This is a genomic window from Streptomyces sp. NRRL WC-3618, from assembly GCF_001280005.1.
Taxonomy (GTDB): Bacteria; Actinomycetota; Actinomycetes; order Streptomycetales; family Streptomycetaceae; genus Streptomyces.
In genome coordinates, this window is record NZ_LGDW01000103.1 from 1 (window position 1) to 11359 (window position 11359).

Sequence of the window (11359 nt, forward strand, 5' to 3'; positions counted from 1 at the left end):
TCGTGGGACGCGCCGTCTCGCCGACCGGTCAGACCCTGACCGCCTGCGGACTGCGCTCCTGGTCCGAGCCCGGCACCGGCTCCGCCGGGGCCCCCCCCACCGCCACCACCACCCCCACCGACCTGCGCCCCCTCGCCACCGCGGCCCACGACCGCCTCCGCGACGCCGTGGCCGCCCTCCCCCTCCTCACCGCGGGCCACCCCTACAACGCCGAGGCCCTCGTCCACGGCCTCTCCCTCGACGCGGCCCCCCACCCCCAGGACGCCCCCTGGCACCACGTACGCCTCCTGCTGCGCCTGCGCCGCTACGCCCACGAGGTCCTGGAGGGCGACGAAGCCCGGGTCGACGTACAGATGCTGACGGCCGGTACGGCACTCAACCGGCACCGGGACGCGTCCGAGGCCGCCGCGGCGGCGGCAGCGGCGGCCCGCACCCCCCGGATCGCCCCGGCGACGGCGTACGCACTCGGCGTACTCCACGCCGACCAGCGCCACGAGGTCGAGGCGGCCCGGTTCGCGTTCCAGCAGTCCTGGGAGAAGAAGGCGATGAGTACGAGGTGAACTCCCCCGAGGAACATCCCGAGACCCGACCCGACGTCCGACCCGACGAACGCCCCGATGAACGCCCCGACGAACGCCCCGTACTGGCCGCGGGCTGCGTCCTGTGGCGCCGCTCACCCGTGGACGGCGGCCTGGAGATCTGCCTCGTCCACCGGCCGAAGTACGACGACTGGTCCCACCCGAAGGGCCGCCTGAAGCGCGACGAGGAGACACTCGCCGCGGCGCTGCGCGAGGTCGAGGAGGAGACGGGCTACGAGGCCGCCCCCGGCGCTCCCCTCACGACATCCCACTACGAGGCCAACGGCCGCCCCAAACAGGTGAGTTACTGGGAGGCACAGGCCACGTCCGGCGCCTTCGCCCCGAACGACGAGGTCGACCGCATCCTGTGGCTGCCCCCGGAAACGGCCCGCGACCGCCTGACCCAGCCCCGCGACAAGGACCTCATCGACGAACTACTGGCCCTGCGGCAGGGGCAGGGACAGGCCGGACGCGGCTAAGCCGTGGCCCCGCTCTGGTGGCCCTTGCCGTCCGTCCGGGCCAGACTGCGGGCCCGGCGGGCCGGCCCGCGCCACCCGCAGTCGCATCTGGCGAAGCAGAACGGCCCGTGCTCCACCATGAATATCGAGTGCTCGTCGGGAAACGGCACATGCTCGTTACGGTCCTGCGCTGCCACACCCACACGGTACCCACCGCCGGGTAAAGCACCCGTATCCGCGTGACAACCTCCCCCAACCCTCGTTAAGCGGAACGACGACGGCCGTGGACCGACGGCCCGGCTTGGGGGTGGGCGGCGATGGACCTGCGGCGACACTGGCGAGCGGGTGGGGCGGTCGGCATGGCCGCCGCGACGACGGGTTTCCTGATCTGCGCCACCGGCTGCACGGCCGGCGGCGAAGCCACCACCGAGGACGCGCGCCCGGCGGGCGACGCGGTCCGCGTCCTGCACCGCGCCGCCGCGGCCCTGGTCGAGGCGGGCACCTCCAAGGCCACCACCTCCATGGAGATGGCCGCCGGCGGCACCCGGGTCACCATCCGGGGCGAGGGCGTGTACGACTACACGAAGCAGCTCGGCCGCCTACGGGTACTGCTCCCCCAGGACCCGGCGGGCGTCAGCCCGCACCGCCCGATCACCGAACTCCTCGCCCCGGGCGCCCTGTTCATGAAGAACCGGGGTGCGGGCGTCCCCGCCGACAAGTGGGTACGGGTGGACACGGCGACCCTGTCCGACGGCAACCTGGTGACGGGCGGCGCCACGGACCCGTTCGCCGCAGCCGAGGTGCTGCGCGGGGCGCGCGAGGCGACATACGTGGGCCGGACCCGGGTCGCCGGCACGGACGTACGGCACTACCGGGGCATCGCCGACCTCGCCGAGGCCGCGAAGAGCGCGTCGCCGGGCAACAGGGGTCCGCTGGGAGCGGCGGCGAAAGGGTTCGCCACGACCAGGGTGCCCTTCGACGCCTACCTCGACGACCAGGGCCGTATCCGCAAGCTCCTGCACCGGTTCAGCTTCGTCAACGGACAGCAGAAGGACACGGTCGCGGTCGCTTCGACGACGCTGCTGTTCGACTTCGGGGCCCCCGTGCGCGTACGGCTGCCGCGCCCGGCGGACATCTACGCGGGCCGGATCTCCGAACAGTGAAGAGTGAAGGCCGGTCGAATCGCCCGTCCCGGGCAACAGGGGACTGACGTACGGAAAACGGGGAAGGTGAGCCGCACGGGCAACCCGGGGCGCGTCGGCTGCGTCCGCCACAGCGCGAGGACTAGCCCGTCCGTGCCATGCGCGGCGCGGAGACCGCTACCTACTCTAGGAAGCGGTTACGGCAGAGAAGAGGTGATGCACGTGGCTCAGGTCGGCGGTACGGCAGTTCAGGACCACGTGGCCCTCGCCGAGATCGAACTGTGCGGAGACCTGATCATCGCGGCCTCGGCGGCCGGCGAGGAGCGGCTCAGCCTGGAGAGCATCGACGCGGTGCTGCGGGTGGCGGAGGAACGCGAGGGACGCAAGGTCCCGTCGGTTGGCTGAAAACCGACGTTCGTGACGGGGTCGGCCGGGGGGCTCAGGTGCGCAGCAGACGACCGATCGCCTTGGTCGCCTCCTCCACCTTCGCGTCGATCTCGGTACCGCCCTTGAGGGCCGCGTCCGCGACGCAGTGCCGCAGGTGCTCCTCCAGGAGCTGGAGCGCGAAGGACTGGAGGGCCTTGGTGGAGGCGGAGACCTGCGTGAGTATGTCGATGCAGTAGACGTCCTCGTCGACCATCCGCTGGAGGCCGCGGATCTGCCCCTCGATCCGGCGCAGCCGCTTCAGGTGCTCGTCCTTCTGCTTGTGGTACCCGTGCACACCCCGGTCGTGGTCGGTCACCACGTCCGTGATCACGTCGGGCGTCTCCGCGCCGGCCTCGGTGGTCGTCATCGCGTCCTCCCGTTGGGACATACATCGAACCAAAAGCACCCTTATACCCCTGCCGGGTATATGGTAACCAACTTTCCTGGGTATAGGGCCGGGTATAGACCACCGTGCAGTCCACTCTGTCCGATGGGCGACACTGGGGACCGACCCGTTTCCCGTGGCCGGATGTTGCGCCTAGCATCAGCCTGACCGAATCAGAAGGACTCCGAGGACCTCACGTGCGATTTCGTCTGACCCCCAGGGAGACGAGCTTCTACGACATGTTCGCCGCGTCTGCGGACAACATCGTCACGGGCTCGCGACTCCTCATGGAACTGCTCGGGGCGGACGCCTCCGGCCGGGCCGAGATCGCCGAGCGTATGCGGGCCGCGGAACACGCGGGTGACGACGCCACACACGCGATCTTCCACCAGCTGAACTCCTCGTTCATCACGCCGTTCGACCGCGAGGACATCTACAACCTCGCCTCCCTGCTCGACGACATCATGGACTTCATGGAGGAGGCCGTCGACCTGGTGGTCCTCTACAACGTGGAGGAGCTGCCCAAGGGCGTCGACCAGCAGATCGAGGTCCTGGCGCGGGCGGCGGAGCTGACGGCGGAGGCGATGCCGAACCTCCGCACGATGGAGAACCTCACGGAGTACTGGATCGAGGTGAACCGGCTGGAGAACCAGGCGGACCAGATCCACCGGAAGCTCCTGGCCCACCTGTTCAACGGCAAGTACGACGCGATCGAGGTGCTGAAGCTCAAGCAGATCGTGGACGTGCTGGAGGAGGCGGCCGACGCCTTCGAGCACGTGGCGAACACGGTGGAGACCATCGCCGTCAAGGAGTCCTGAGCTCTTCATGGACACCTTCGCACTGATCGTGACCATTGGCGTCGCGCTCGGATTCACGTACACGAACGGCTTCCACGACTCCGCGAACGCCATCGCGACGTCCGTGTCCACGCGCGCGCTGACGCCCCGCGCGGCGCTGGCGATGGCCGCGGTGATGAACCTGCTCGGCGCGTTTTTGGGCAGCGGCGTCGCGAAGACGGTCAGCGAGGGGCTGATCGAGACGCCCAAGGGTTCCTCGGGCATGGCGATCCTGTTCGCCGCGCTGGTCGGCGCGATCACCTGGAACCTGATCACCTGGTACTTCGGCCTGCCCTCGTCCTCCTCGCACGCGCTGTTCGGCGGCATGGTGGGGGCGGCGCTGGCGGGCGGCACGAAGGTCTACTGGGACGGCGTACTGGAGAAGGTCGTCGTCCCGATGTTCGCCTCCCCGGTGGTGGGCCTCCTGGCCGGCTACCTGGTGATGACGGCGATCCTGTGGATCTTCCGGCGCGCCAACCCGCACAAGGCGAAGCGCGGTTTCCGGATAGCCCAGACGGTGTCGGCGGCGGGCATGGCCCTGGGCCACGGCCTCCAGGACGCCCAGAAGACGATGGGCATCGTGGTGATGGCCCTGGTCATCGCGGGCGACCAGAGTTACGGCGACCCGATCCCGGTCTGGGTCAAGCTCGCCTGCGCGGTGATGCTGTCCCTGGGCACGTACGCGGGCGGCTGGCGCATCATGCGCACCCTGGGCCGCAAAATCATCGAACTCGACCCACCCCAGGGCTTCGCGGCGGAGACCACGGGCGCGTCGATCATGTTCGCCACGGCGTATATCTTCAAGGTCCCGGTCTCCACGACCCACGTCATCACCTCCGCGATCATGGGCGTGGGCGCGACGAAGAGGGTGAAGGCGGTGCGGTGGGGGGTCGCCAAGAACATCGTCCTTGGCTGGTTCATCACGATGCCGGCAGCAGCACTGGTGGCTGCCGCCGGCTACGGGGCTGTGTACTTGGTGTTCCTCTAGAACTCCGGCCAGCCATCTCAGCCCGTCTGGGGGTCCCCCTCTGGGGGAGTTTGAGGACAAGGCCCGTTCAGGGCCGGAGCGGGGTCTGGGGGCGCAGCCCCCAGGGACGGAAACGGGCCCGCCCCCGGAGCGTATCCAGGAGCGGGCCCTATTCGACCTCGCGGTGGCACCGCCATGCAGCACCGCGAGGGGCCTGAAAGCAGACCGGAGAAGTCGGCTCAGCCGAAGCGCCCGGAGATGTAGTCCTCCGTCGCCTGCACCGACGGGTTGGAGAAGATCCGCTCCGTGTCGTCGATCTCGATCAGCTTGCCGGGCTGCCCGACCGCCGCGAGGTTGAAGAACGCCGTCTTGTCCGAAACACGCGCCGCCTGCTGCATGTTGTGCGTCACGATGACGATCGTGAATCGTTCCTTCAGCTCACCGATCAGGTCCTCGATCGCGAGCGTCGAGATCGGGTCGAGGGCCGAGCACGGCTCGTCCATCAGCAGCACCTTGGGCTCGACCGCGATCGCCCGCGCGATGCACAGCCGCTGCTGCTGACCACCCGACAGCCCCGAACCGGGCTTGTTCAGCCGGTCCTTGACCTCGTTCCAGAGGTTCGCGCCCTTCAGCGACTTCTCCACGATGTCGCTCAGCTCGGACTTCTTGTACGAGCCGTTCAGCCGCAGCCCCGCCGCCACGTTGTCGTAGACCGACATCGTCGGGAAGGGGTTCGGCCGCTGGAAGACCATGCCGACCTCACGCCGTACCGCCACCGGGTCGACCCCGGCGCCGTACAGGTTCTCGTCGTCGAGCATGACCTTGCCGTCGACGCGCCCGCCGGGCGTGACCTCGTGCATGCGGTTCAGGGTGCGCAGGAAGGTGGACTTGCCGCAGCCGGAGGGGCCGATGAAGGCCGTCACCGTGCGCGGCTCGACCGTCATCGAGATGTCCTCGATCGCGCGGAAGGAGCCGTAGTAGGCGCTGAGGCCGCTTACGTCGATTCGCTTCGACATGGGTATCACTGCTTCTTTCGAGGGTCGGGCGGCCACCTGGCCGACCACAGGTCGCTGTCGTACGGCCGCGTCAGCGACCTGTCTTCGGAGCCTTCCAGCGGGCGATGCCGCGAGCTCCGAGGTTGAGGATCATCACGAAGGCGATCAGCGTCAGCGCCGCCGCCCAGGCACGGTCGTACGACGCGTCCGTGCCACCGCCGTACTGCTGGTAGATGTACAGCGGAAGCGAGGCCTGCGCACCCTCGAAGGGATTGTTGTTGATGAACGGGTTGCCGAACACCAGCAGCAGCACCGGCGCCGTCTCCCCCGCGATACGGGCGATCGCCAGCATGACGCCGGTGGTGATACCGCCGATGGCGGTCGGCAGGACCACCTTCAGGATGGTGCGCCACTTCGGGATGCCGAGCGCGAGAGACGCCTCACGCAGCTCGTTCGGTACGAGCTTCAGCATCTCCTCCGTCGAACGGACGACCACCGGCATCATCAGGATGGCCAGGGCCAGCGAACCGGCGAAGCCGAACGGCTGCATCTCGAACTGCAGCATGATGCTGAGGATGAAGAGGCCCGCGACGATCGACGGGATGCCCGTCATGACGTCCACGAAGAACGTGACGGCCTTGGCCAGCTTGCCGCGCCCGTACTCCACCAGGTAGACGGCGGTGAGGATGCCGATCGGGGCACCTATCACGGTGGCCAGACCGACCTGCTCCAGGCTGCCGATGATGGCGTGGTAGATGCCACCGCCCGGCTCGTTGTCGGCGACGACGCCCATCGAGTGGCTGAGGAAGTAGAGGTCGAGGACCTTCACACCGCGTACGACGGTCGTCCACACCAGGGAGACCAGCGGTACGACGGCGAGCAGGAAGGCGACCCAGACCAGCGAGGTCGCGATGCGGTCCTTGGCCTGACGCTTGCCCTCGACCATCGTGGCGATGACGTACGTACCGAGGACGAAGAGGATCGCGGCGATCAGGCCCCACTGGATGTTGCTGTCCAGGCCGGCGGCGAAGCTGATCCCGATGCCGAGCGCGATGGACGCGGCGCCGAGGGCCCAGGAGAACCACTTGGGGAGCGAGGCGCCCTGCATGGAGTTGGGGCGCTTGTCGGCTACGACGGTGCTCATGCGTTGGCCCCCGAGTACTCGGCGCGGCGGGCGATGATCGCGCGGGCCGCACCGTTGACGACCAGAGTGATGACGAACAGGACCAGACCGGAGGCGATGAGCGCGTCACGGCCGTACTCCGACGCCTCGCCGAACTTGGCGGCGATGTTCTGCGCGAAGGTGCCGCCGCCCGGGTCGAGCAGGCTGGTCTGGATGAGGAAGCTCGGGGACAGGACGGTGGCGACGGCCATCGTCTCGCCCAGCGCGCGGCCGAGACCGAGCATCGACGCGGAGATCACACCGGAGCGGCCGAAGGGCAGCACCGCCATCCGGATGACCTCCCAGCGGGTGGCACCGAGGGCCAGCGCGGCCTCCTCGTTCATCCGCGGGGTCTGCCGGAACACCTCACGGCTGACGTTGGTGATGACGGGGAGGATCATGATCGCGAGCAGGACGCCCACGGTCAGCATCGAGCGGGGCGCGCCCTCTTCCCAGGAGAAGATGCCGGTCCAGCCGAGGTAGTCGTTGAGCCAGCCGAAGAGGCCGTTCATGTGCGGTACGAGGATCAGGGCGCCCCACAGGCCGTACACGATGGACGGTACGGCGGCGAGCAGGTCGATCACGTACGCGATGGGACCGCTCAGCTTGCGCGGGGCGTAGTGCGTGAGGAACAGCGCGATCGCGACGGCGACCGGGACCGCGATGACCATGGCGATGATCGAGGAGACCACCGTGCCGAAGGCCAGGACCGCGACGCCGAACACCGGCGGACTGGTGTTGGTGTTCCACTCGAAGGTGGTGAGGAAGTTGCCCTCGTCCTTGCTGATGGCGAGGATCGAGCGATAGGTGAGGAAGATCGCGATCGCGGCCATGACGGCCAGCAGCAGGATGCCCGAGCCACGGGACAGACCGAGGAAGACCCGGTCACCGGGGCGGGTGGCGCCACGGACGGCGCGCTTCTCCTCGGCCGTGGGCTGGGAGGCGGCGGGTGGCGTCTTGTCAGTGTTTTTGGTGGTTGTGTCCATCAGGTTCTCCGGTCTGCGGGGCCACACCCGTGGATGCGGCTCCTGGCGGCGATGCACCGGACGGTGCGGCCGGGTCCCGTCGGAAGGCGGGACCCGGCCGCACACTCAGATCAGGCCAGGCTCTCGACGGTGGTACGAACCTTGGCGATGATCTCGGCGGGGATCGGCGCGTAGTCGATCCCGCTCAGGATTCCCTGGCCCTCTTCGCTGGTGATGTAGCGGAGGAAGGCCTTCGTGGCGGGCAGGGTGGCCGCCTTGTTGCCCTTGTCGCAGGCGATCTCGTACGTGACCAGGGTGATCGGGTACGCGCCGTCGGCCTTGGTCTTGTAGTCCAGCTTCAGCGACAGGTCGCTGCCGGTGCCGACGACCGTGGCGGCCGCGATGGCCTTGGTCGCGGAGTCGGAGGACGGCTTGACCGGAGCGGCGGCACCGGTCGCGACGGACACCGTGGACAGGTCCTTGGCGTACGACAGCTCCATGTAGCCGATCGCGCCCTGGGTCTGCTTGACCTGCGCCGCGATGCCGCTGGAACCGGAGGCGCCCTGGCCGCCCTTCGCCTGCCAGGCCTTGCCGCCCTCGTACTTCCAGTTCTCCGGGCTGGCGGCGATGAAGTACTTGGTGAGGTTGTCCGTGGTGCCGGACTCCTCGGAGCGGTGGAAGGCCTGGATCTTGGTGCTGGGCAGCTTCGCCTTCGGGTTCAGCGCCTTGATCGCCGGGTCGTCCCACTTGCTGATCTTGCTGTCGAAGATCTTCGCGAGGGTGGGAGCGTCGAGGACGAGGTCGTCGACACCCGGGAGGTTGTAGGCGAGCGCGATGGCTCCGCCGACCGCCGGGAGGTCGATGGCCTGGCCGCCGGTGCAGATCTTCTTGGACTCGGCGACCGCGTCGGGCTTGAGCGCCGAGTCGGAGCCGGCGAAGGCGACCGTGCCCTGCGTGAACGCGGTGACGCCCGCGCCCGAGCCGCTGCCCTTGTAGTTGATCTGCACGCCGTTGCAGGCGGCCGTGAAGTTCTTGACCCAGGCGTCGATCGCGTTCTTCTGCGCGGAGGAGCCGTCGGCCAGGAGCTGGCCCTTGGCGTCGTCACACTTGATGGAGCTGTTGCTGGCCGGCTTGGAGGCCCCGCCATCGGCCTTGGTGCCGGTGTCGTCCGAGCCGCACGCCGTGAGGGCCAGGGCGCCGGAGACGGCGAGAGCACCGAGGGTGAGGGCCCGCCGGTTCATGCGCTGAAGCTTCACTGTCTGGTGTTTCCTTCCAGGAGCCGCCGTCCTGAAATCCGGCGGCGTGCGAGGTCGCGAAGTATGCGTGGTGCGGTGGCACCCCCGAGGGCACACGCAGCACCGGTAGTCCCGAAAGTAGGCAGAACAGGTGAAGCCACTGACGGGCGCGAGTGAACGGAGGGTGAACCCCTGCGGTCGGTGCGGTGAGGTCACGGAATGCTCACGGGGAGAACACATATGGGTCCCGACCCGCGGAACAACCCCGGCCACACATTTGCGCTGCACAACCCCGGAATATCTCGTTCCTCTTTCTCTCGCAAACGGGACCGCCGAGGGGAACCCACGATGCGTGAAACTCGTCTCGTCCGACGGGAGTCAACGCTGGCTCAAACGGGGGAAACCGAGGATCGGGGAGCACCATGCATCGGCGTACGTTCATGGGAGCCGGGGCGGCCGCCCTGACCGCGATGACGACATCGGCGTGCACGGGCGCGAAGCGGGACAGCGCGACGAGCGCCCTCACCGCGACGAGCGTCTCCGCCGCCGCGAACTGGACGGCCCTCGGCCGCGACCTCGACGGCCCGCTCATCCGCCCCGGGGACGCCTCCTGGGCGGCGGCCCGCCAGCTCTACAACACCCGCTTCGACGGACTCAAGCCGGCCGCGGTGGCGTACGTGGCCCACGCGGACGACATCCGTACGGTCCTGTCGTACGCCCGCGCCCACTCCGTACCCGTCGCGATCCGCAACGGCGGCCACTCGTACGCGGGCTGGTCCTCGGGCAACGGCCGGCTGATCGTCGACGTGTCGAAACTGAACCGCGTCCGGGCGAGCGGCGGTACGGCGGTGGTCGGCGCGGGATCGAAACTGATCGACGTCTACCGCGCCCTGACCGCGAAGGGCGTCACGATCCCGGCGGGCTCGTGCCCGACGGTGGGCGTCTCGGGCCTGACCCTGGGCGGCGGCCACGGAGTGGTGTCCCGGGCGTACGGCCTGACCTGCGACAGCCTCACCCAGGCCACCCTGATCACAGCGGACGGCCGTGAACTGACGGCGAACGCCACCACGAACAAGGACCTGTTCTGGGCCCTGCGAGGCGCGGGCAACGGCAACTTCGGCGTCGTCACGGAACTGCACTTCCGCACGCACCCGGCACCGCAGGCGGTGGCCGCGTACCTGTCCTGGCCGTGGCGGAAGGCGGCGGCGGTGATGAGGGCATGGCAGGAGTGGGGCCCGAGCCAGCCGGACGAGATCTGGTCGGCCCTGCACGTGGCGAACGTGTCCGGCGGCACCCCGACCATCTCCATCTCGGCGTTCTCCCTGGGCACCTACACCGAACTGCAGAACGCGGTGGACCGCCTGGCGGACAAAATAGGTTCCCCGGCGTCGAGCGTCTCCCTGAAGCGCCGCTCGTACAAGGAGGCGATGGAGGTGTACGCGGGCTGCTCGTCCTTCGCGACGGACGCGCAATGCCACCTCCCGGGCCGAACCCCGGGCCGCTCCCCCCAAGGTGCCCTCGGCAGGGAAACATACGCGGCCCGCTCGGACTTCTTCGACCGCTCCCTGTCGCCCTCCGGGATCCAAACGCTCCTCTCCCGGATCACCTCGGTCCACGGAGGCTCGGGCAGCATCGCGTTCACGGCACTCGGCGGCGCGGTGAACCGGGTCTCCCCGACGGCGACGGCATTCGTGCACCGGCGCTCCAGGATGCTGGCCCAGTACATCGCCGCCTGGCGCCCCGGTACGACGGGCAGCGCGGCCCAGTCCTGGCTGACATCAACCCACAACGCCATGGCCCCCTACGCCTCGGGCGCCGCCTACCAAAACTACACAGACCCCACCCTGACCAACTGGCGCAAGGCGTACTACGGAGAAGCGGCCCCCCGCCTCACAACCCTGAAGCACCAATACGACCCAACCCGCCTGTTCACATACCCCCAGGCCCTGTAACCCACCCCACCCGGCGCTTGAGGACGAGGCTTATCCAGCCCAGGCCGTGTTTCGCACCCACCCTCCCGTTTGCCGTATCTGTTCAGCGCGGGCCCAGCCATCTCAGCCCGTCCGGCGTTCGAGGACGATCGCGTTCAGCGCGAAGGGGGGTCTGGGGGCGCAGCCCCCGGAGATGGGACGGGTAAGGGCGGCGGGGGCGAAACAACCCAACCACCACCTAAGCCGCCAGATCCCGTTCCTCCGCACCCCCCTCAACCC

General features: G+C 68.9%; 12 protein-coding genes and 1 pseudogene. 7 read left to right on the forward strand and 6 right to left on the reverse strand.

Features of this window, described 5'->3' with window-relative positions; all coding sequences use genetic code 11:
* Together ADL01_RS12805 and ADL01_RS12810 are read left to right on the forward strand one after the other, a co-directional pair.
* Window positions 1-560 (forward strand): annotated as a pseudogene (locus ADL01_RS12805) (hypothetical protein); the annotation flags it as partial.
* Between the two features lie 83 nt (window positions 561-643).
* Window positions 644-1057: an NUDIX hydrolase gene (locus ADL01_RS12810; RefSeq protein WP_053742091.1), complete on the forward strand. Its 414-nt coding sequence runs from the start codon at window positions 644-646 to the stop codon at window positions 1055-1057.
* Here ADL01_RS12810 and ADL01_RS44660 read toward each other — a convergent pair.
* Window positions 1054-1233: a hypothetical protein gene (locus ADL01_RS44660; RefSeq protein ID WP_159049515.1), complete on the reverse strand. Its 180-nt coding sequence runs from the start codon at window positions 1231-1233 to the stop codon at window positions 1054-1056. The genes ADL01_RS12810 and ADL01_RS44660 overlap by 4 nt on opposite strands.
* A gap of 120 nt (window positions 1234-1353) precedes the next feature.
* Here ADL01_RS44660 and ADL01_RS12820 point away from each other — a divergent pair, with 120 nt between their 5' ends.
* Window positions 1354-2199 carry a hypothetical protein gene (locus ADL01_RS12820; RefSeq protein ID WP_053742082.1) on the forward strand — a complete coding sequence of 282 codons (846 nt, stop codon included), beginning with the start codon at window positions 1354-1356 and terminating at the stop codon, window positions 2197-2199.
* A 195-nt stretch (window positions 2200-2394) separates the two neighbouring features.
* On the forward strand, window positions 2395-2583 hold the full coding sequence (locus ADL01_RS12825; RefSeq protein ID WP_053742083.1) for a hypothetical protein: 189 nt from the start codon (window positions 2395-2397) through the stop codon (window positions 2581-2583).
* A 34-nt stretch (window positions 2584-2617) separates the two neighbouring features.
* Here the strand turns inward: ADL01_RS12825 and ADL01_RS12830 are convergent, their stop codons facing one another.
* A complete protein-coding gene (locus tag ADL01_RS12830; protein ID WP_053742084.1) occupies window positions 2618-2971 on the reverse strand; it encodes a metal-sensitive transcriptional regulator in 354 nt (117 codons plus the stop codon).
* Window positions 2972-3186: 215 nt separating this feature from the next.
* Here ADL01_RS12830 and ADL01_RS12835 point away from each other — a divergent pair, with 215 nt between their 5' ends.
* Both ADL01_RS12835 and ADL01_RS12840 read left to right on the forward strand, forming a co-directional pair.
* Entirely contained in the window at window positions 3187-3807 is a 621-nt protein-coding gene (locus ADL01_RS12835) for a DUF47 domain-containing protein (protein WP_053742085.1), read from the forward strand.
* A 7-nt stretch (window positions 3808-3814) separates the two neighbouring features.
* Window positions 3815-4813, forward strand: a complete 999-nt coding sequence (locus ADL01_RS12840) for an inorganic phosphate transporter (protein ID WP_053742086.1) — start codon at window positions 3815-3817, stop codon at window positions 4811-4813.
* A 218-nt stretch (window positions 4814-5031) separates the two neighbouring features.
* On the opposite strand, the gene pstB is transcribed toward ADL01_RS12840, so the two are convergent.
* The 4 genes from pstB to pstS all read right to left on the reverse strand — a co-directional run bounded on the left by pstB (window position 5032) and on the right by pstS (window position 9170).
* Window positions 5032-5808, reverse strand: a complete 777-nt coding sequence (pstB, locus tag ADL01_RS12845; protein WP_053742087.1) for a phosphate ABC transporter ATP-binding protein PstB — start codon at window positions 5806-5808, stop codon at window positions 5032-5034.
* A 70-nt stretch (window positions 5809-5878) separates the two neighbouring features.
* Window positions 5879-6931: a phosphate ABC transporter permease PstA gene (gene pstA / locus ADL01_RS12850; protein WP_053742088.1), complete on the reverse strand. Its 1053-nt coding sequence runs from the start codon at window positions 6929-6931 to the stop codon at window positions 5879-5881.
* Window positions 6928-7935 carry a phosphate ABC transporter permease subunit PstC gene (gene pstC / locus ADL01_RS12855; RefSeq protein ID WP_053742092.1) on the reverse strand — a complete coding sequence of 336 codons (1008 nt, stop codon included), beginning with the start codon at window positions 7933-7935 and terminating at the stop codon, window positions 6928-6930. The genes pstA and pstC overlap by 4 nt, the downstream gene beginning before the upstream one ends.
* A gap of 110 nt (window positions 7936-8045) precedes the next feature.
* Window positions 8046-9170: a phosphate ABC transporter substrate-binding protein PstS gene (gene pstS, locus ADL01_RS12860; RefSeq protein ID WP_053742089.1), complete on the reverse strand. Its 1125-nt coding sequence runs from the start codon at window positions 9168-9170 to the stop codon at window positions 8046-8048.
* Between the two features lie 401 nt (window positions 9171-9571).
* Between pstS and ADL01_RS12865 the strand changes: the two genes are divergently transcribed.
* A complete protein-coding gene (locus tag ADL01_RS12865; protein ID WP_053742090.1) occupies window positions 9572-11101 on the forward strand; it encodes an FAD-dependent oxidoreductase in 1530 nt (509 codons plus the stop codon).
* Window positions 11102-11359 lie beyond the last annotated feature (258 nt).

Coding starts and splice junctions, on each gene's coding strand:
- ADL01_RS12830 (WP_053742084.1), bottom strand. CDS start 2,971: ATGACGACCACCGAGGCCGGCGCGGAGACGCCCGACGTGATCACGGAC.
- pstC (WP_053742092.1), bottom strand. CDS start 7,935: ATGGACACAACCACCAAAAACACTGACAAGACGCCACCCGCCGCCTCC.
- ADL01_RS12840 (WP_053742086.1), top strand. CDS start 3,815: ATGGACACCTTCGCACTGATCGTGACCATTGGCGTCGCGCTCGGATTC.
- ADL01_RS12865 (WP_053742090.1), top strand. CDS start 9,572: ATGCATCGGCGTACGTTCATGGGAGCCGGGGCGGCCGCCCTGACCGCG.
- ADL01_RS12820 (WP_053742082.1), top strand. CDS start 1,354: ATGGACCTGCGGCGACACTGGCGAGCGGGTGGGGCGGTCGGCATGGCC.
- pstA (WP_053742088.1), bottom strand. CDS start 6,931: ATGAGCACCGTCGTAGCCGACAAGCGCCCCAACTCCATGCAGGGCGCC.
- ADL01_RS12825 (WP_053742083.1), top strand. CDS start 2,395: ATGCACGTGGCTCAGGTCGGCGGTACGGCAGTTCAGGACCACGTGGCC.
- pstB (WP_053742087.1), bottom strand. CDS start 5,808: ATGTCGAAGCGAATCGACGTAAGCGGCCTCAGCGCCTACTACGGCTCC.